Origin of the sequence: Streptomyces sp. NPDC057486, from assembly GCF_042802415.1 — a bacterium.
In the GTDB taxonomy this organism is placed as follows: domain Bacteria; phylum Actinomycetota; class Actinomycetes; order Streptomycetales; family Streptomycetaceae; genus Streptomyces; species Streptomyces yanii.
Genome location: NZ_JBHVEE010000121.1, coordinates 1 through 19,921 on the forward strand (window position 1 = coordinate 1; position 19,921 = coordinate 19,921).

The window sequence follows — 19,921 nt, forward strand, 5'->3', positions numbered from 1 at the left end:
CGGGCGAATAGACCTTCATCACCATAATCGGTCACCCTCTCCCGACCCCCACCGGGGTCGGCGTCAGAGTGTCCACCACTCAGGGGGAGGTCCCGAGAGCCTGTCGGGTGGCCGGTTGGTTACGCCGCGATGTGGTCCTCGACGGTGTTGGCTCGGGCGGTCTTGCGGTGGGATTCATGGCTCCACCGCGATGGCTGCCCGGCGAGCCGGACGAGCATCAGGCGGATCATTGCCACCTTGATCATGGCCTCGGAGGTCGCGGTCAGCCGTTCGTAGTCGCGGGCCGGCCGACGGTTTCGGACCAGCCAGCCGAAACTTCGCTCCACCACCCAGCGGCGGGGCAGGACCTTGAAGCCCTTGACGCCGTCGGTCCGTTTCACGATCTCGACGACGATGTTCAACGCGTCGCGGGCCCATGAAAGCAGCGTGGAATCAACGGAGTTGGCGTATCCGCGCCGCCCTCGCTGGTCTTGATCGACTGGGCGTTGATCACGGCGGCCGACGGCTCGGGATCGTGTCCGGCCCCGATCCGGACCCGGCGGCGGAGCTCGTCGTGGACGCGGTCCCAGGTACCGTCCCGGCGCCATTTGGTGAACCAGCGGTGGGCCGCGTCCCAGGGCATCAGATCGCGCGGAAGCATCCGCCACTGGCAGCCCGACGGCAGCACGTAGAACACCGAGTCGAGCACCAACCGGTCTCCGTACTTGCGCATCCCGCCTTTCGGGCTCTCCTGCCGTATGTGTCGGTCATCCTGGGGCGGGTTGGCGGCCTGGCAGTGTGGGGCGGTCGCCTGCGAGGGTGAGCATGACGAGGGCGATGATGGCGTCGGCAGATTCCGAACCGCTGCCGACGACGCGCATCAGACCGTATCGAAAGGATCACACACTGTTCGTTCTCATCGATCCGGACACTCTCGACGACCGTGTGTTCGGCCATCAGCGTCCGCTTCCATATCCTGAAGAGGGACACGCCGTTTTCCTGCTTGATCCAACTTGAGCCTAGCGGGAGTCTGTTGAGGACAGGAGCGGTATGTGTCACCGCTTCTCGGCGACGTAGATGATGAAGGTGATGGCGAGCGCGAAGGTGGACACCTGCCACGCGCGACGGGACATGGGGCCTCCAGGACGTTCAGGCACGTGAGTTGAGCGTTGTGAGGCCGTCCAGGTCGACAACCGTGAAGTCCTGCAAGCAGCGGACGAGCTGTGAGGCCAGGAACCACCGCAGCTCTGCCGTTCGGTACGGAATGGGCGTGTCGGTCCCGGCCAGTGCCTTGATCCCCTGGGGAGTCCACTGGTAGGGCGTGCCGATGACCCCGTAGAGGGGGGCGCTGCGCACCATGAGGGCCGTGTGGCCCTTCTGGAGGTGCGGACACTGCTCAACTGCGGTGCGCAGGTGCGCCAGGCAGACCGGGGGTTGCGCGGTGCGGAGGATGTCCCCAGGCCGCGGAACGTCTTTGGCGGTGGGGGCCAGAAAGGGGTATCCCTGCGGTGTTCTGGTAGGGCGTGCGCAGATCTGACAGTGGAGTTGTGTCATCGTCTCGCGCTGCCTGGCGGGGTGGATCATCCGCCACCGCGGCCGCCCGGCCGGCAACCCGTCCCGACCGATCAACTGCGAGCACCGACCCCACAGCACACCCCGCGGATCGCGGTCCTCGGCGCTCTCGTCCCAGTAGCCCAGGGCTGACCGGCCGGCGCGGTCGAAGGTAGCGCGCAGGGCCAGGTGCGACTCGGGTTCCTCGCCTTCGCGGGCTGTGATGTACGGGACCAGGAGGCGGCTTACGGTGCTCATGCGGCTGCTCCCGTCAGCGTGGTGGGGCGGTGCGGGGAAATGATCTGGCCGTCGGGCAGCAGCTCGCCGGTGTCGTCGACTATGTCCATCAGTCTTGTGGGTGTCTTTGATGTCCAAATCGCTGCCACAAAGGGGCCTTTCGGTGCTACATGGACGGGTTCTGTTCGCCTGTCCATGTCGTTCTGGGGTGTGGTGTGTCGTTCGCAGTGCAGAGGCTGCGGTTGTCCGAGGACGGTCCGGTCTCGTACACCGTGGTGGGGGACGACGGCTTGCCCGTCGATGACGTGGAGGACTTTCTCGCGTACTTGACGGGGAGGGGTGCATCGCCGAACACGGTCCAGGGCTACGCCTACGACCTGCGCGACTTCTTCGTCTGGCTGGGGCAGGTGGGCTTGGACTTCCGGCGTGTGCGGCTGGAGGTGGTCGCCCAGTTCTTCGATTGGTTGTGTCGTCCGAAGCCGGCCCGAGCGCCGGAGGTGTTCGTGCTGCCAGGGGTCGGCCAGGCGCTGGAGAACACCACGCTGCAGCGGAAGCAGTTCCTGATCGCGCTCCTGGACGAGGCGGGGCTGCGGATCAGCGAGGCCCTGGGTCTGCGGCACGCTGACTTGAACCTCCGCAAGGGCGAGGTGCACGTCGTTCCGCGCGACAACAAACCGAACCAGGCCCGGGTCAAGGGCATGAAGGGCCGGATCATCCCGGTGCGGCCGGAGCTGTTCGACCGCTACGCCTCCTACATGGAGAGCGAGTACCTGACGCTGGACTGCGACTTCGTGTTCGCCAACCTCTTCCGCGCGCCGCTCGGCTCCCCGATGACCCGGGCGAACGTCAACGAGTTGGTCGAGCGGCTGCAGAAGCGGACCGGTATCACGCACTTCTCGCCGCATGTCGGCCGGCACACCTACGCCACACGACTGCTGCGGGCAGAGGTGCCGATCGAGGTCGTGGCCGAACTCCTCGGTCACGCCAGCCCGCAGACCACCGCCGAGATCTACAGCCATCTCGATGTCGAGGATCACCGCTGGGTACTCCTGTCGGCCGGGATCAGCGCGAGAGCAGGCTCCGACGGACTGCTGGCCAGGCTGATGGAGACGGAGAGGTTCTGGGGCGCCTCACCACTGCCGTCTGCGTCGCCTCGAACGGTGATCACGCCGGCATTCGGTGAAGCCTGGAGATCGCCGATCTGACGGGCCACTTCGAGGACCACATCTTCAGCGCGGCCGACGTCCGTCGAGGCAAGCCTGCACCGGACCTTTTCCAGCACGCCGCACGTTCCATGGGGGTACAACCCGAGCGGTGCGCGGTGATCGAGGACAGCGCATACGGGGTGCAGGCAGCTCGGGCCGCCGGCATGCGGGCCTTCGGCTACTGCGGCGGCCTCACCCCCGCCTCGCGGCTGGAGGGAGCAGGCACTGTCGTGTTCGACGACATGCGCAACCTGCCAGAACTGCTGGCGACCGCCGCCGTCTAAGTTCGCACTGCCCCTCGCCCAGAACTGCTGAAACGACATGTCCATCTCGCAATGCAGCACGTCAGACCAGTCCCTGCGATTGGGAGATCGACATAACCTCGAAGTGCAATACGCCGTTGCAAAGCAGGGCCCAGCCCAAGACGTCGTCTCGTGCCACGGTCTTGGCCGCCTCGCGATCCGACGCCTCCGCGGTGGGGCAGGGAGTCTGGTGCTGGCACATGTGCGTCGCATTCCTCTCGGACGTGCTGCGATGGGGCCCTCTCCGGCTGGACCACGAACCGCGGGGGAGCGGGGTTGGATCGCCGGACCGGAGAGGGAGTTTCGGGAAGGAACTGTTGGGCAGGCCGGCCGCCCTACTTCATCCACAAGCAGGGCGGCCGGGGCTCACACCCGTGATCGGCGGGGGAGTGTGAGCCGGTCCTCGTGCTGTCCGCCGATCGGCGCCCGCCAGGCCGGAACGGGGCGATCGAGGCGGTCCCGGAGGACCCCGATGGAAGGTCGTCTCCACGGAGCGACAACACAGCTGCGTGGAGACAACCAGTTCTGAGGCGTCACGCGACGTCCTTGATGTACCGAGCCTCGATCAGTTCCTCGACGAGGTCGGAGGCCACGACGGCCATACGTCGAGCCATCCCGACGGCCTGCTGGCGGTCGGCTGGCAGGCGCGCATCCTGCATGGGGCGTCCTCGCTCGATGAGCTGCGTCACTTCATCGGTGGGCGGGAACTTGGGGTCGGCTACCGCGATTGCGCTGAGCCGTGTGAGATGGGTACGCAAGCGTTCGACAAGCGCCGGGGTCGTGGCCTCGGACGGCGGCTGGTTTCCGATCGTCGTGTCCAGGTCGTCGAAGATCGCCTCGACGTCGAGCGGAGACCACGCAGTGATCCGCTCCAGGACATGCCTCAAGTCGTCCGGGTCGAGCGGAGGCGTCCACTTCGGGACGTTGGGCGTAGGAGAGGCGACGCGCTTCTCCCGAACCGGAGCGGTGAGAGAGATCGTCATGCTGGCACCAGCCCTGGCCGCATGGTGGCGCGCACGGTCTTGCCTTGACCATTGGCGGAAAAGTAGGTGACGGAGGCGCCGAGCCGCTTGGCTCCCCACAGACCGCGCCCCAGCTCTCCGGCAACGGCCCTGTCGAAGTCTGGGAAGGCCGGGTCCGGGTCCGTGACGTCGATGAGGAGTTCGCCGGCCGCGGTGATGCGCAACCAGACGTCGGGGCCCTGCGCGGCCTCCCCGGGTGTGAGGGCGTGCTTCATCGCGTTGTTCACCAGGACGTACAACACATCGATCGCTGCGTGCTGGCTACCGGGCCAGCTCAGCATCGTGAGCAGCGTCCGGCTCTGAATGCGGGCGATCTTCAGTGCACTGGGGTCGGGTGGGAGTAACAGACGCTTCTCGCGCGAGACGAGCGGCGGCGCCGCGGCAGGTTCCATCGTGATGGGTCCTTCGGTCAGGGAGAGGGAGCACGAGGCCGCCGTGCCGTCGGGACTGAAACCCCACGCATCGGTCATGGAGTTGACGAGGAGGAGGGGGCCCCGGCCTCGGACGATGCGGCGAAGGCGGCTCGGCCAGGCAGTATCCGTCTCGGTAAGGCCATCGGAGAGTGGACCGGGGCACCACTCGATGGACACGTTGTGGGCGGCGGGGGCCTGCACTACGGCTGTCATCGTCATCGCGTCCTTGGATGGCCAGGGGACATCGGGTACTGCGGCGAGGTTCCGAGAAGAGGTAACCGCGCCGCTACACAGCGCTGACAGGTAATTACGGCTTTCTGCTCAGAGCGGCCGACCGGAAATTTTTACCTTGTGCCTTCGCTGGGCGCTCTGGAGCTCTACCGTGCATGCATGACGGGGAATCCCCACTTGGCGGCGCGCATTGAACGTGCTGGGCTGAAACAAGACGAGTTAGCGAACCGTCTGAACCAGCGAATCGAAGCCCTGACCGGGCAGGTCGGAAAGCTGACTGACCGTCATGTCCGGAACTGGGTAACTGGAAAAACCCGATGGCCACAGGCAAGACAGCGGGTCGTACTCGAAGAAGAATTCGGAGTCACCGCGGAGGAGCTGGGCTTCATCCCTCCTGCCGGGCGAACAAGAGCACCTTCGGAGGACCCTTTGCGGCGACGCACCTTCACCACGGCTAGCGCATCCCTGGCAGCGGCCGCCCTGCTGCCAGCCGCACCGTCAAACGGCTCCCGGCGGGTGGGCATGACCGACGCCGACCGCCTTGAGCACAACTTTGTGGAACTCGTACAGGCTGACAATGAGTCGGGCATAAACGTGAAGCTTGAGACTCGCGCTCTTGCCCATGCTCAGCACGCACTTGACCTGCAAGCCGTCGGCCACGCAGCCACCCGCGTACGTCAGCGGCTGTACTACCTCGCTGCCGCGTTCACCGGCACCGCCCTCTGGGCGGCTGTCGACTCGCAGGAAGCTCAGCGTGCGAGTGGCCATCTGAATCAGGCGATGAAGCTGGCAGGTATGGCCGGGAGCAGCGAGATGCAGATGCGCTTGTGGGGCCACGCCGCGCTTCTGTCCTACCAACAACGCCGCCTACCCGACGCCCTGGCCGCGGCCGAGGCCGGGACCAGGCAGCACATCTGTCGGCAGGACCCCCTCTTCCGCTCTCTCGCCAGCGCTCGCCTGGCGGGCATTCAATCCGCACTCGGTGACCCCACGCCGGCCCTGCGCAGCTTGGAGGTCGCCGAGAGGGCCTACGAGCGAGCGGACTGGGAAGAGGAACGTGCTCCCTGGATGGCGTTTTTTGACCGAGCAGAACTCGATGGCCTGTCCGCCCTGGTTTTCGGTCGGCTGGGGAAACACGCAGAGAGCGAGGCCCACCTACACCGCACTCTGGCGCGGCTACGCCCGGAGTACCACCGAAACCGCACCTACTACGGGTTGAATCTCGCTCTCAGCCAGCTTGCCCAGGGCGAGCTCGAGCAGGCCTACACGACAGTGCTTCCCCACCTGCCTGCACCGGGCAATCGGATGACTGGGCGAACAGGCGATCTTCTGGAACAGTTTGGCCGAGGGCTGACCCGCACAGCCCCCGAATCCCGCATCGCGGTCGAGTGGGCCGACCGCCACGCCGAAGGAGAAAGACACCCGTGACGGTCGACGTAGTGCACTACACCGCCGAGGACCTGCCCAACATCCGGCAGCACATCCTTGATACTCACGTGGAAGTGCGCCAACGCGACTTCGGGCTCACAGGCCCCTTTTACGACGTGGACCGCTTCGACGAGCGGCTGTCCGCATACGCATCCCGGCCCGGTTGGACGGCAGTGTTGGGGTACGAAGATGGCGACGTCGTCGGGTTCTGCTTCGGCACGTCCCTGGCGCCGGACACCAAGTGGTGGGGCAGCATGCTCACGCCCCTGCCTGCCGCCTTGATGGCCGAAAACGGGAAGCGCACCGTCGCGCTGAACGAAATCGTGGTGCGCAAGGCGTGGCGGGGTCGGAGCGTCGCGTGGCAACTGCATGAGGCGTGGCTGACTCACCGGACTGAGGAGCGTGTGACGCTGCTCGTCAACCCCCTCAATGGGGACGGCGCTGTCCAAGCTGTCTATGAGGCGTGGGGCTATCGCAAGTTGGGCGACCAGCAGCCGTTTGCCGACTCGCCAGTGTTCTCGGTCATGCTGCGCTCGGTTGCTCCGGCTGAGAACTAGGCGATACGCACCCTCGTCCTTTGCCCGCGGAGCGTGCATGGGCACCTTGCCGAAAGGGTCATGCTGGGCGTCCTTGGCCGGCAGGTACACCGGCCGGTCGAGGTGGGCCAGACCCGTACAGATTCCGTCCCTGGTCGCGCAGGCCCCGACGTCTTGGCGTCGGAGCCTGCGGCGCGTGCGCGAGATGAGTAGCGTGCGGCCATGCGCTTTCACTGGGGCTGGATCGAGCCTGTGATGCCGGTGCCGTATGTGCCGACCCTCGGCCCCGTCCATCCCGATGACCCGGTTCCCGACCTCTTCGCGGCCGTCGTTGAGACTGCTGGCACCGGCCGTTTCCTCCCGTACGACAAAGATTGGCCGGCTGCCGCGGCATTGGCCAGCGGCGCGCCAGGCTGTGCTGCGCCGGTACGACTTTCCCCTCGGCCGGGTGACGACACAGCGGTTCGGCGCAGGCCGGGGGTTCGCAGTCGGTACCAAAGCTGCATGATCACCAAGACTATGCGGGGCTTCGCCGCCGCTGCACTCACTGTCCTGCCGTTGCTCGCCGCCACTCCGGCCCACGCCCGCGCCGACGTGCTAACGCTCGCGGACGGGAATCAGTAGCTGCCGCTCGCCGCCGAGTCCCGTGACGGCCACCAGCGCACCAGCTTCAAGCACTGTCTCGCTGCACCTGGCCTCGGATCATGCCTCGGCGGCGGTCGCCTGGCGGCTGTTCCTGCCTGAGACCTGGGCGCCCGGGTCCGCGAAGGCCGACCCGGACAAGATCGCCCGCCGCACCGCGTGCCAGATGCCCGACGATATCGGGCATGTGGAGAAGTGGCAGCTCGCGCTCGACATGCTGGAAGAGACCCGCTCGTGGGGGATCGACGTGCCGCTGGCCATCGCGGACGCCGGACACGGCGACGCGGCGGCGTTCCGCCTCGGTCTGCAGGACCGCGGCCTCAACTACGGCGTGGGCATCTCCACCACGTTGTCGGCTCAGCCCGGCGAAGCCGTGCGAGTCACCGAGCCATACAGCAGGAACGGACGTCCGCCCGAGCGGGAGCGGTCATGGCGCCATCTTGAACGTCCCGATGCAAGCAGTGTTGCGGTCCACTACGACGTGGCTCTGAACGTACGGTCGATGGATTCCGATTGGTGATCAAAGTGAAGGAATTTTGATCAAAGTGAAGGAATTTGGACAAAGGGAGTTCCATCGTTGGGGAACTCCGGGAAGCCGGAATGCACAAGTGTAAAAGCCCGGCTGACGGGGTGGCAGGGAATGGGGGCGGCCGGTGGCGTGGCTGACGAGGATCACGGCGGACGAGCAGGTCGAGTATCGGCTGCGGGAGCAGGCCGGGTGCTCGGTGGTGGAGGCGCCGGCCGCCGAGACCGTCGTGCTGGAGGGGGCCGGGGACGAGGCGGTCGACCACCGGTTGCTGGAGGGCGACGCCGTGCTCGTGTGGATTGGCACGGGCCTGTCGACGGTCGGTCTGGTCGATGGGGCGGTGCTGGACGAGGAAGGCAAGGACGCCGCCCGCCGGTTGATGAACGGGTGTCACCCGGCGACTGGAGCCCGGCTGATCCGCTCGCGCACGTCAGCTCGCGCGCACGAGAAAGCGAAGTTGACCACCGCCCGGTTGACCGAGGCGATCGAGGCAGCGGCCGCGAAGCGGGATGTGGAGCCCGCCGACCTGCTGGAGCGCAAGCCCAAGCAGCAGAAGGTCCTCGCCACCCAGCAGCGGATGGTGCACCGGCTCGGTGAGATGCACCGGATACAGGTCGGAACCCTCCACAAGCTGGCCCGCGCCGTCGGCATCGACCTCGCCGACGTCTACGGCGAGACAGAGCTGGCGGAGGCGTGGGCGCACAAGGATGTCCGGGTCGATGACCGCGTCCGCGGCTGGGACCTGGTCCTGGATCTCCCCAAGTCCGACAGCGTGTTGCAGGGCTTAATGGGCGGCCTGGACGAACGGGAGCTACGCGGCTTGGTCCACCTGGCCAAGCGGGACATGTTTGCCCAGCTCGAATTGTGGGCCGGGTACGCGGTCGGCAGCGAGGACGGGCAGCCGGTCAGGGTCGCGACCGGCGGGTTGATGGGCTGGTCGGTTGAGCACCAGGCAGCCCGGCCGATGGGCGACGGACAGCCCGGTGACCCGCACCTGCACCTGCACGTCACGATCCCCAATATGGCGTTGTGCGAGGACGGGCAGTGGCGGTCGATCGCGAACTCGGGGCAGGACCTGCACCGGCACGCCTCCGCTCTGGACGCGTTCTTCAAGGCACGTGTGCGTGCGCTGATGTACGAGCGGTTCGGTGTACGGCGTGAGCGGAATGAGCGGACCGGCGCCTGGGAGATCGTCGGGATCCCCGAGCACGTGCGCGATGAGTTCTCGCGCCGGGCCGCCCTGGTCGACGCTACGGCCGGCGCCGGCGCCAGCCGGAAGGAGAAAGCCGTGGTCTCGCTGCAGACCAAGCGAGCCAAGCACACGGTCGACGCCACGACGATGCGGGACAGTTGGCGTCAGCGGGCCGAGGACATCGGTGTCGATGTCGACGCGATGGTCTCGGCCGCGGCCCCCGGACCAGGCAGCGGCCCGGGCATTGACGGCCCCGGCAGCGGCCCGCGAACCCCGCCGCCCACCGACCTCGCCGCGATCGTGTTCGACCCCGACACCGGTCTCACACGGTCGGAGAAGTCGTTCAGCCGCGCCCAGCTGCTCGCCGCGTTGGCGAACGCGTTGGAGTACGGCATCGACGATGGGCCGGGGCGGTTGGATGAGCTCGCCGACCAGGTCCTGGCCGTGGAGGGTTACGCGGTGCCGGTGCCGGCCTTCGGCTCCACCGTGATGTCGTCCACCGCCCGCTACACCACCCAGGACATCCTCGATGCAGAGGACGTCGTCATCCGCCAGGTCCTGGCCCGGGCCGACGAGGGCACCGCAGTCCTGAGCCCGGACGAGGCCGAGCGGGCGATCACCACCTACCAGCGCGCCGTTGGATACGAGCTGTCCGGTCAGCAGCGCGAGGCGGTTGTCCGGCTGCTGACCGCCGGGCACGGCATCGACACGGTGGTCGGCATCGCCGGGGCGGGCAAGTCGACGTTGATGGAGGCGTGCCGGATCGGCTGGGACGCTGCCGGTACCACGTATGCGGGTGCCTGCCTGAGCGCGGTCGCCGCGCAGAACTTGGCCAGTGCCTCCGCGATCCCGTCGCGCACGGTCGCGGCCTGGCTGGAGCGGATCACCAGAGGCAAAGGCCTCGCCGGCATCGACGTCCTGGTCCTCGATGAGGCGACGATGGTCGACGACCGGTCCGCGGCCCTGCTGATGACCGAGGCCGCCCGCACCGGTACCAAAATCGTCGGGATCGGCGACCACCTACAGCTCCAGGCGATCGGAGTGGGCGGCTGGTTTCGTGAGGCGCATCGTCTGGTCCACGGGCTCACCCTCACCGAGAACTACCGTCAGGAGGACGCTGCCGAGCGCCAGGCGCTGGAGGTGTGGCGGACCGGCGATCACGAGCAGGCCCTGAACCTGCTCGCCGCCGGCGGCCGGGTCCACGCCGCCGGCAGCGCGGAAGAGGCTCGCTCGCAGATCCTCACCGCGTGGGACGAGCTGCGCGGCCGCTGGCCCGACATGCACGACCTGATCGCGGGCATGGTCGTCCTCGCCGCCCGCAACACGGACGTCGATGTTCTCAACGCCGGGGCCCAGCAGATCCGCCGCGCCGCCGGTGAGCTCGGTGCCGAGCGCACCTTCGCGCTGCCCGGCGGTCATCAGCTCACCCTCGCGGTCGGCGATGCTGTACGGGTCCGCGCCAACGACTACCGTGCCCGCCGCGGGCAGGGCCCGGACCTTCTCAACGGCTACCGCGCCGTCGTCACCGCGATCGACGACGAACGCCGGGTCCAGATCAGCTGGCGGCTCAAGGGTCACGGCGGGAAACCGCGAGAGGAGTCGGCCTGGCTGAGCCCCGATCAGATTGCCTCCGGGGCCTTGTCGCTCGGCTACGCGATGACGATCGCCGCGAGCCAAGGCATGACCGTGGACACATCCCTGATGTACGGGCACGGAGCGAACGCCTTCGCGACCTACCCGGGCATCACCCGGGCCCGATCCGAGAACCATCTATGGCTACCGCTAGCGGCGCTGGAGGACGAGACGACGCAGGCACGCCTGGGAGCTGCCCGCAGCGAGAAGGAACTCCTGCAGCGCGCTATCCGGGCCTTCGCCCACTACTTGGGCCAGTCACGGTTGGACGGCATGATCTCCGACCTGCTGCGCGAGCCGCCCGCCCCGGCCGTGCTGCCCGTGCAGGCCACCCAGGAGCGGCCCGTCGCCCATGGGCCGCCTGCCGAACGAGCGGCCGCAGGAAGAGCGGTGCCGCCCTCTGTCGAACAGGCGGAACGGGAACAGGCCCACCGGGCGCCGGTACCCCGCGAGCAGCCGGTGCCCGAACACGCCGTGGATCACGAGACAGTGCCGGGGCTGAGCGAGGACCGGCAGCAGCTGGCCAAGTGTCAGCGCCAGCGCGCTATGCGGGCGATCCCCTCCTGGACGGACCGCCCCTACGGCACGACGTCCGACGCCGACCTGTACTGGAAGACCGGCGACGCCCTGCAGCGGGCTGAGACCTGCGACGAGGGTGCCCTGCAGGACGGTGAGAAAGCCCGGGCCCTGGCCGAGCGGCTCACCCAGGAAAAGGCCCAGGGACAGACCAAGGGCCAGTGCCGCGCCGCCGACGCCATCGTGCTGCTGGACCATGCGGACAACCATCTCCGCACCGCCCGCGAGGAACTCGGCAAGGCGGCGCTCGCCCAGGCCGCGGTCAGCGAAGCCAGCGCCGCTCTGGAACGGCTGGAGGCCAACAACGGCAAGGGCCGCCTCGCGCTCCGGCTGGCCAGCACCTCGAAGAAGGAACACCAGGAACTGACCGAGCGCTACCGCGTCCAGCGCGCCGCAGGGTGGAGCGAGGGGAGCCGGGCCACGTCCGCGGCGAACACCGCCCAGACCGAGGCGTGGGAGACCATCCGTGGCAGCGAGTTCGCCGACGTGTTCCGGGAGATGGGCGCCACCCAGCCCGCACCCCGAAACATCGACGACGTCGCCCGAAAGCTCGCTGCCATGCGGGCCCACGTGCCCGCGTTCGCACAGCGCGTCGACACGAACGACCTCATGCAGCTTGCGCGCCTGCACGGCCAGGTCACCAAGTACCGGGATTCAGCAGCAATCTACCGGGATAGCGCCGCACTGATGGTCGAGGAGCAGGCGCTGCGCCGGACCATCGCAGAAAAGTACGGCGAGCTGCACACCGCAGAGACCAGAGGCAGGCACCTCCACGAACAGCAGCAGGCCGCCGCATCCGTACGGCACGAGCCCGGCTACCAGCCGGCGGCACAGAGCCACTCCGGACCGTCCCGAGGGCTATGACACTTCCAGCTCCGTGGAAAGGCACCTCATGCTGAGTGCGGAGATGGCCGACGTAGGCGAACGCTGGGAATACTCCGCCACCGACGGCAGCGGTCTCTGACAGCAGCAACCCGCCCCGGGAGAGCACTCGTCCCCCGGGGTTACCGCGTGCCCGGCCGCTGTGCTGGGCCGAGCACTTCCCTGTAGCGCGGAAAAGGTGATGAGTTAGAGACCGTCTCAACTGGCTTGATCGGAGTGATCGTCGTGATGGCGATGGTAGAGCGTCTGGTGCCGGACGGATTGTGGGAGTTGTTCCAACGGGTGGTTCCAGCCGCTCCGGTACGGCCTCAGGGTGGGGGTCGCCGGAGGTATGGGGAGCGGCAGGTGCTGGCGGCCATCGTGTTCGTGGCCACGACAGGCTGTACGTGGAGACAGCTGCCTACGGGCTTCGGCCCATCCGGGCCGACTGCACACCGGAGGTTCACTGAGTGGAGCCGGGCCAGGGTGTGGGGCAAGCTTCACCGCCTGGTGTTGGACGAACTCGGTGTCCGAGGGGAGTTGGACTGGTCGCGATGCGCGATTGACTCGGTGAACATGCGGGCGACGAAAGGGGGGATCTGACGGGTCCGAATCCCGTAGATCGCGGCAAGAAGGGCTCAAAGATCCACTTAATCACCGAGCGGACTGGGCTGCCTCTCTCCATCGGGATCTCTGCGGCAAATACCCATGACAGCCAGGGGCTGGAACCCCTGGTACGGGGTATCCCGCCGATCCGCTCTCGACGCGGCCCGCGACGGCGACGGCCTGACAGGCTCCACGCCGACAAGGGCTATGACTACGACCATCTGCGCCGATAGCTCCGGGCCCGGAACATCATCCCGCGCATCGCCCGCAAGGGCATCGAGCCCTCTCATCGGCTGGGCTGCCACCGGTGGACCGTGGAGCCGAGGGTGGCGTGGCTGGCCGGGTGCCGTCGCCTGCACCGTCGGTACGAACGCAAGGCAGAACACTTCCTCGCCTTCGCCGGAATCGCCGCCACCTTGATCTGCTATCGCAGGCTTGCGAAGGCCGTCAACTCGACGTGATCCGTAAAGTACGGCCACCATACGACGCCGGCCCAACGCGAGAGGCCGCGCCCAGCACACAACGTTGAGGAACTCATGACTGACTACCTGGCCGCCGCCATGGCGATGCTCGGCCCGGCCCAGAACCGCCATGCGGACCCGGTTGCCTGGGACCGTCTCCACGCAGAGCTCGGCATACAACTACCTCGCGATTACAGGATCCTTGTGGACGCGTTCGCCCCCATTCAGATCAACGGGCACCTGTATCTCTCCCACCCCTCGACCGAGCGATGGAACCTGGGCCAAGACATCCGGGGCAAGATCCAGGCGTGGTCCGATGTGCCGTGGGACGACCTAGACCTCGACGCGGATGAGGACCCCCGCCGGCTCCTCGGACTCGACGAGCTGAGCTTTGGAACCCGCAACGGGCTGTGGCCGATCGCGAGCACCGACCGAGGAGAGACCATTTTCCTGCTCGCTGGCACCAATGCCCCAAGGCTCCTGGTGAACTATGACGAGACCTGGGCAGAGCACCGCATGAGCTTCGCAGAATGGCTCTACCGCTACCTCGTCGGCGAAGACATGTCCGGACCCAACAGCGCAGCCTTTTACCCCGGCCCCGTGCAGTTGCGGCGCCTGCCGATGTCCGCCGACGAACGCCCCGAGCCTTGGTACGGCCCAGACCGCGGCATGTGAGAGGCTACCGCTTCACTCGCCACGGCAGCCCTAATGAGATCACCTCTTAGTCGAGGGACTGCAACCTCTTGAGGGTCCGCTGGGCGACGGCCGCCTCTGGGCCGTGGATGTCGGTGACGGCGGCGAGGAGTTCGTTGCCGAGCTTGCGCGCGTCATGGGCCGGGACTGTGCGCCAGAGGCCGTAGACGCGCCGGGTGGCTTCCTCGGTGTCCGGGTGAGCAGGGCCTTGGATCGTGGCCCGCAGGCGCGCGGTGTGCAGGTACCATCCCAGCGCGGTGGCGTGATCATCCATCAGGTGAGCAATGTGTCCCCGGACTTCCCGGATGTGGACGGTGTTCAGGTGCTCGACGCCACACTCGGCGGCAATTTCGATATCGAGCTGGTAGGCCATCCACGCGGCGTCCTGCAACTGGCCGCCGGTGGCCGCAGCGGCGACGGCGGCCAGGCGCCCGCGGAGCACTTCCGGAATCTGGGCCTGAGGGCCGGTCTGCGCGGCGGGGGCGAGGGCCGGGGCGCCCCAGAATGCGGGAGTCACGGTGCCCCAGGGGCGGAACAGCTCTTCGTGCTCGTGCATGGCGGTTCGCCCTTCGGTTGTGCGGGTCACCACTTCACCACCCGGCGGACTTCGGTGATTCGGGTCATGGCGTTTGTGGAGTTGCGCCAGCTGCTGTACGAGACGATCCGGGTCCGCACGCCGGTGCGGGGCGCCTCGATGATCTTGCCGTCGCCGATGTACATGCCGACGTGCCCCGGGCGCGCGTCCGATCCGTCGCTGCCCGGATTGAACACCAGGTCCCCGGGCTTGGGGTCGTCGATACTGACCCGGTCGCCGATGTTGACCTGGTCGTATGTGACCCGAGGGATGGCGACCCCGGCGGCCCGGTAGGCCTGCTGCATCAGAGACGAGCAGTCGCACCAGCGGGCGGACCTCTGGCCGTGGGCGTTGGTGCAGTCGCCGCCGAGGTGGTACCAGCCGCCCCTCTGCTGCAGTGCCCAGGCCACCGCGGTGCGGACCTTGGGCGGTGTTCCGGCGGGCAGAGTGTATCCGGCAGGCAGATCCACCTCCTCGCTGGACACGGGGGCGGTGAACTGCCGGGCGGAAGCCATGATGATCTGGACGTAGTTGTATGTCTGGCCTTCGGCGAACTGCTCGTCCGGAACGCCCTGGTACTGGTCGACGCGGCCCCAGCCGGCGTTGTAGCCGGCGAGCGCGAGTTCGAGGGGTGAGCCGTTGTACTGGGGATGTGCCCTGCCCTTCTTGAGCAGGCTGCACATGAACTTCCCCTGCCCGGCGATGGCGTCCGCAGGTTCCCAGACGCTCTTGGTCCCGTTGTCGTTTCCGTCCACGGCCCAGGTCGGCCAGGTATCCGGCATGAACTGGGCGATGCCCTGCGCACCGACGTCGGGAGACTCAGCACTCGGGTTGAAGTTCGATTCCTGTTTCAGCTGGGCAGCCAGGATCGACGGCGGCAGCCCTTGGTCACAGTCCGCCGAGGCATTGAGGATCATCGACGCGTACTCGGCCGGGACGCCTCCCGTGCCGATCCTGAGGCTGCCCGCTGTCGGCTCCACGCTGCCCCCGGCCCTGTCGTCGTCGAACGTCGCGATGAGCAGCACGATTCCCATGCCTACCGCGACCGGTGTCATGACCGCCCCACCGACGGCAACGGCTAGCCATCGCTTGACGCGCACAGTCCCCCTAGACCTGCACTCTAAATTTGCGTAAAAGAATCCTGCCGTGCGGTCTGTTCTACTGGGAATAGGCCGCGCTCGGGTCGATTGATGATGCGTAACACTATGCCATCGCAGCTCTATGTGACGCAGATTGACAATATGTTTAGTTGTTGCGCGCATCAAAGCGATATGGTTCCGAGGTGCTTGTGAACGATGAACAGCGCGCTGGATTAGCCATCGCAAAGAATCGAATCTGCCGTGTGTGGGGGTAAGGGTGGGCAAATGGGAAGGCGCGCTGATGGCGCTACCTGCCGGATCCCGTCTGGTGCTGCCGGTGATGGCAGCGACCGGGGGCAGCGGGCGCTCCACCGTGGCCGATCTGCTCGCCAGAGCGATGACCGTGGCCGGAAGCGGGACGGTTGTGCTCGACACCGCACCGCGCCTGTCCTCGCCCTGGCCCTCGTGGACCGTCGGGCAGGAAGTCGGAGGCCTGGCAGTGCTTCCGTCTGACCGGCCGCTGACCCGATCCGAGGTCCAGCGCGCGGCCGCCTGGCGGCTGGCCGGGCGGGGTACGGGCTGGCAGGTGCTGACCGACAGACGTAACTGGCACAGTCCGCCGCTCGCGCTTCCGCAGGACCCTGCCGCCTGGCTCCAGCTGGCTGCCATCGGCGGATGGCAAGCCGTCATCGCCGACACCACACACCCCGTCGCCCACGACATCCTTGACGCACGCTGCGCCGGGCGGATCGGACAGACCCGGGCCTGGTGCGAACTTCCCTACGCGGTACCGGTGGTGTGTGCGGCCGCCACCGCCAGCGGCGTCCAGGCCTTGCAACAGGCAGTGATGGCGCTGCATGCCGACGGCATGCCGCTGCAGCGCACGGTGGCCGTACTCGTCGCACAGACCGACGGACGGCTGCCCGCAGTCGTCCGGGCAGGCGCGACGATGCTGACCTCCCGCACCGCCGCCGTGGTGCACCTCCCGCACGACCCGCACATCCGCACTCACGGGCTGCGGACGGCATCGCGGCTGCGCTCACGCACCCGGCAGGCCGCCCACTCGCTCGCCCAGGCAGTCCTGACAGTGGCCGGTGCCACCTGGGGCATGCCGCTTCCCGAGGCGCCGCGCCCCGCGCCGCTCGCCGTCGCTTCCCCCGCTTCCAGACCACTTTGACGAGGTGTCGGCTATGACCTTGATGACCATCCTGCACACCTTGGCCACCGACCCGGACCTGCACGTACTCGCCGACGGTAAGGACCCGATTGTCCCGAAATACAGCCCGGAACTTCCCGACGCGGTGAACACCCAGGTCAAGACGATCCTGTCCTGGACGGCCGGGCTCGGTCTCGCAGCATCAGTGGGCGGCGGACTGTTGGGATGGCTCCTGGTGGCGGTAGGACACAACAGCGAACGCGCACAGCTGGCCGCCCGAGGCAAGCAGTCCGTGCTGTGGAGCCTGTTCGGGGCCGGAGGTATCGGTGTGACCAGCAGCCTCGTCCTGGCGTTCTACAACATGGCGAAGTGAGGCGGCGGCAGATGGACACCCACGACCGCAGCGCTCGAAAGGCCAAACTCACCCTTGCCGGGCTTGCCGGGCTCGCCGCCGCAGGACTGATTGCCGGCGGTGTTGCGGCCTACTCCCTCCTCGGAACTGACGATTCAGCGAAGAAAACAGCAGTCCCCACTGCCACCGCGAAACCAGGACCGTCCGGCTCTGGACCAGATGCGGGTGGGCAGGCGATGACGCCGGAGAGAGCGAAGAAGGTACCGCTGAGCGTACCCACCGGGCAGAAGGACGGTGTCTCGACAGGCTTCCCGCACAACTACGTGGGCGCGATCTCGACGGCTGTCTACTTCTGGGAGGAGTACGCATTTCTCGACGACCAGAAGGCCCGTCAGCAATTGATGGCGGTTGTGTCGCCGGACGCCACCGGGTACATCGACGAGCAGATCTCTGAAGTCCGCAAGATGCGCGAGGGCGCCAACCTGCCGCCGTCCGGCGGAACGCCTGCCGGGATCACCTTCACCACCACCGTCAACGCGGTCCGGGCCCGCACACTCACTAGCTCTGAACTGCCACGCGGAGACGTCATCCACATCTGGATGAACTACGACCGCTACGCGACGACGCCTGAAAAGAGCACGGACGATGACCCGCTCAAGGGCGAGGACATCGACTTCATCGTCAAGTGGCAGGGCGGGGCGTGGAAGCTTACCAACGAACTGGCCTACTGGAAGCAGCGGACCTTCCCCGTCGCCTATTTCCCTGAATCGCCCTATGCATGGCGGGACATGTGGTGGCAGGTGAGGCATGAGGACTGACCGGCCGTCCGCCCGGTTGTGGTGCTTCGTGCTTGCCCTGATGTGCTGCCTGGCCGCTGGGTTGGCTGCGGCTCCCGCCGCCGTGGCGGATCACGGGGGAAAGCACGCCAATTACGGCCCGTCGAAGCCACCCCCTATGGAATGGGCTGCGGGAGGTGATGCCGCAGGGATCGACGACATGGGCCACTGGTGCGTCCTTGACTTTGGCGACTTGGAAGGTTCCTGCCAACCGGCTCCTCCTGGGACGGGTAGGAACACGACCGGCGGTGACATCTGTGAGGGCGCTGACGGTACAGGGGCCGCGAACTGCTCCCAGGAGGGGCGTAGGGCGTTCGAGAAGCGTCGGCTGGCGAAGTGGCGCAAGGAATATCCGAACAAGGCCGACGACCCGAACTATGAGGAGCTGAACAAGTTCATCACCGACTGTGTCGCCAAGGGCGGCACGTTCAAGGACTGCCAACTTGAAGCCGGCTTCAAGCACCCGCCCAAGGCGAAGACCCCCGTCACCTGGGTGGCCGGGAAGATTTCAGAGATGGCCTCGAACGCTCTAAAGGAGGCCGCCCGCTACATCGGTAAGTCCGTGGTGTGGCTGCTGGAGGAGTTCGCGAAGGTCTTCAACGATTCGTCCACCATCGATTTGTCCAAGACCGGCATCGGTAAGCCGAAGGGGATCATGACGGTCCTTTCCCTACTGGTCGCGACGTTCTTGTTGCTGCTGCAGTTCGGGAAGGTGGCGATCAGCCAACGAGGCGAGCCCGCGGCGACTGCCGTGACGGGGCTGGCGAAGTGGGGGATAATCTCGTCGGTCTACGTGATTGCCACGCAGACGGCTCTGACCTGGTCGGATGCCGTGTCCACCTGGATCATCAACTACAGCTTCCACGGCGGCGGCTCGGGTGCGGGCGATGCAACCAAGGCGATGCAGCAGCAGCTGGGCACCCTGTTCGGCGGCCTGATCACCGGTGGCGGCGGCGCGGCGACCGTGGGCACGGCGCTCATCACCGGTGAAGGTGTGACGGCCGCGGCGGTCGGTGTGATCATCGTGGTCGGCATCGTGTGCATCCTGGCGATCGCCGCACTGTGGATCGAGGTGCTGCTGCGGCAGGCCGGAATCATGATCCTCGTGGCGACCATGCCCGTGGTGCTGGCCGGGCAGCTGTCCGACTCCACCCAGGAATGGTGGCCCAAGGCCCGCAACGCGCTGATCGCACTGGTCCTGATGAAGCCGATGATCGTGCTCTGCTTCGCGATCGGGTTCGGTGCCATGTCCGAGGGCGACGGCGTACAGAACATGTTCGTCGGCCTCGTCATCTTCGTCCTCGCCTGCTTCGCCTGGCCCGTCCTGGCGAAGTTCATGACGTTCTCCACCGTCGGCGGCGGGAGCGCGATCGCCTCCGGAATCATGAGCTCGATCGGCTCGTCCGCCGCATCGATGAGCGGCGGCTACCGGCCGGAGTTGGGCGGAGCCGGGGCGGTCGGCGGAGGCAGCGCCTATACCCGTGCCCTGGAGCAGGACAACGCCCAGACCTCCGCCAGCGGCTCCAACGCCGTGCAGGGCACGGGCAGCGGCACGGTAGGCGGGAGCGGACGGTCCTTCGGATCCCGGGTCGTGGGCACGATCGGCCTGCCACTGCAGGTCCTCGCCGCAGGCAAGGACACTCTCGAGTCCGGCATGGCGAGCACCGCTGGCCACGCCGGACTCGACCACGGGGCGGCCGGCGGCCGTCATGTCGTTATCGCACAGCGGCGCCATTCCGCCTCCGCCGGACAACCGCAGGAAGCGGACGACGGTGCGCAGAGCACGCTGCAGCCCGTGCAGCCTCCCAGCCCTCCGACTCAGGGATAGCCG

The 19,921-nt window shown here is 67.2% G+C and carries 14 protein-coding genes and 6 pseudogenes; 12 read left to right on the top strand and 8 right to left on the bottom strand.

The annotated features are described in order from the left end of the window. Positions 1-119: 119 nt before the first annotated feature. The 3 genes and pseudogenes from ACFU6I_RS37190 to ACFU6I_RS37200 all read right to left on the bottom strand — a co-directional run. Positions 120-733 (bottom strand): annotated as a pseudogene (locus ACFU6I_RS37190) (transposase); the annotation flags it as partial. A 395-nt stretch (positions 734-1,128) separates the two neighbouring features. Further along, positions 1,129-1,788, bottom strand: coding sequence for a hypothetical protein (locus tag ACFU6I_RS37195; RefSeq protein WP_384375363.1), 660 nt, complete (start codon positions 1,786-1,788; stop codon positions 1,129-1,131). Beyond that, positions 1,785-1,877, bottom strand: a complete 93-nt coding sequence (locus tag ACFU6I_RS37200) for a DUF5999 family protein (RefSeq protein ID WP_384375366.1) — start codon at positions 1,875-1,877, stop codon at positions 1,785-1,787. Before ACFU6I_RS37200 ends, ACFU6I_RS37195 begins: the two co-directional genes overlap by 4 nt. A 60-nt stretch (positions 1,878-1,937) precedes the next feature. On the opposite strand from ACFU6I_RS37200, the pseudogene ACFU6I_RS37205 reads away from it, so the two are divergent. After that, positions 1,938-2,735: pseudogene (locus ACFU6I_RS37205) on the top strand (tyrosine-type recombinase/integrase); the annotation flags it as partial. 134 nt (positions 2,736-2,869) lie between these two features. Further along, a pseudogene (locus ACFU6I_RS37210) lies at positions 2,870-3,256 on the top strand (HAD-IA family hydrolase); the annotation flags it as partial. 97 nt (positions 3,257-3,353) lie between these two features. Here ACFU6I_RS37210 and ACFU6I_RS37215 read toward each other — a convergent pair. From ACFU6I_RS37215 to ACFU6I_RS37225, 3 genes and pseudogenes are all read right to left on the bottom strand, one after another. Next, positions 3,354-3,476 (bottom strand): annotated as a pseudogene (locus ACFU6I_RS37215) (DUF5999 family protein); the annotation flags it as partial. Between the two features lie 331 nt (positions 3,477-3,807). Further along, entirely contained in the window at positions 3,808-4,257 is a 450-nt protein-coding gene (locus ACFU6I_RS37220; RefSeq protein ID WP_384375369.1) for a DUF6415 family natural product biosynthesis protein, read from the bottom strand. After that, a complete protein-coding gene (locus ACFU6I_RS37225) occupies positions 4,254-4,688 on the bottom strand; it encodes an ATP-binding protein (RefSeq protein ID WP_384375372.1) in 435 nt (144 codons plus the stop codon). Before ACFU6I_RS37225 ends, ACFU6I_RS37220 begins: the two co-directional genes overlap by 4 nt. Positions 4,689-5,099: 411 nt before the next feature. Between ACFU6I_RS37225 and ACFU6I_RS37230 the strand changes: the two genes are divergently transcribed. The 6 genes and pseudogenes from ACFU6I_RS37230 (at position 5,100) to ACFU6I_RS37255 (ending at position 14,075) form a co-directional block, all read left to right on the top strand. Further along, positions 5,100-6,368 (top strand): Tat pathway signal protein, encoded by a 1,269-nt coding sequence (locus ACFU6I_RS37230; RefSeq protein ID WP_384375375.1) that lies wholly within the window; start codon positions 5,100-5,102, stop codon positions 6,366-6,368. After that, a complete protein-coding gene (locus tag ACFU6I_RS37235) occupies positions 6,365-6,925 on the top strand; it encodes a GNAT family N-acetyltransferase (RefSeq protein ID WP_384375378.1) in 561 nt (186 codons plus the stop codon). Before ACFU6I_RS37230 ends, ACFU6I_RS37235 begins: the two co-directional genes overlap by 4 nt. Before the next feature lie 658 nt (positions 6,926-7,583). Beyond that, a pseudogene (locus ACFU6I_RS37240) lies at positions 7,584-7,964 on the top strand (transposase); the annotation flags it as partial. A 235-nt stretch (positions 7,965-8,199) separates the two neighbouring features. Continuing rightward, positions 8,200-12,336, top strand: a complete 4,137-nt coding sequence (mobF, locus tag ACFU6I_RS37245) for a MobF family relaxase (RefSeq protein ID WP_384375382.1) — start codon at positions 8,200-8,202, stop codon at positions 12,334-12,336. Positions 12,337-12,588: 252 nt separating this feature from the next. Continuing rightward, positions 12,589-13,400, top strand: a pseudogene (locus ACFU6I_RS37250) (IS5 family transposase). 75 nt (positions 13,401-13,475) lie between these two features. Then, positions 13,476-14,075, top strand: coding sequence for an SMI1/KNR4 family protein (locus tag ACFU6I_RS37255; RefSeq protein ID WP_384375385.1), 600 nt, complete (start codon positions 13,476-13,478; stop codon positions 14,073-14,075). A gap of 46 nt (positions 14,076-14,121) precedes the next feature. Here the strand turns inward: ACFU6I_RS37255 and ACFU6I_RS37260 are convergent, their stop codons facing one another. Both ACFU6I_RS37260 and ACFU6I_RS37265 read right to left on the bottom strand, forming a co-directional pair. Next, entirely contained in the window at positions 14,122-14,649 is a 528-nt protein-coding gene (locus ACFU6I_RS37260; RefSeq protein WP_384375388.1) for a hypothetical protein, read from the bottom strand. 26 nt (positions 14,650-14,675) lie between these two features. After that, a complete protein-coding gene (locus tag ACFU6I_RS37265; RefSeq protein WP_384375391.1) occupies positions 14,676-15,722 on the bottom strand; it encodes an NlpC/P60 family protein in 1,047 nt (348 codons plus the stop codon). A gap of 325 nt (positions 15,723-16,047) precedes the next feature. On the opposite strand from ACFU6I_RS37265, the gene ACFU6I_RS37270 reads away from it, so the two are divergent. The 4 genes from ACFU6I_RS37270 (at position 16,048) to ACFU6I_RS37285 (ending at position 19,918) form a co-directional block, all read left to right on the top strand. Further along, complete coding sequence (locus tag ACFU6I_RS37270; protein ID WP_384375394.1) at positions 16,048-16,923, top strand: hypothetical protein; 876 nt, start codon at positions 16,048-16,050, stop codon at positions 16,921-16,923. 13 nt (positions 16,924-16,936) lie between these two features. Then, positions 16,937-17,275: a hypothetical protein gene (locus ACFU6I_RS37275; protein WP_384375397.1), complete on the top strand. Its 339-nt coding sequence runs from the start codon at positions 16,937-16,939 to the stop codon at positions 17,273-17,275. An 11-nt stretch (positions 17,276-17,286) separates the two neighbouring features. Next, positions 17,287-18,072: a hypothetical protein gene (locus ACFU6I_RS37280; protein ID WP_384375400.1), complete on the top strand. Its 786-nt coding sequence runs from the start codon at positions 17,287-17,289 to the stop codon at positions 18,070-18,072. A gap of 211 nt (positions 18,073-18,283) precedes the next feature. Then, positions 18,284-19,918, top strand: a complete 1,635-nt coding sequence (locus ACFU6I_RS37285; RefSeq protein ID WP_384375402.1) for a hypothetical protein — start codon at positions 18,284-18,286, stop codon at positions 19,916-19,918. Positions 19,919-19,921: the final 3 nt, after the last annotated feature.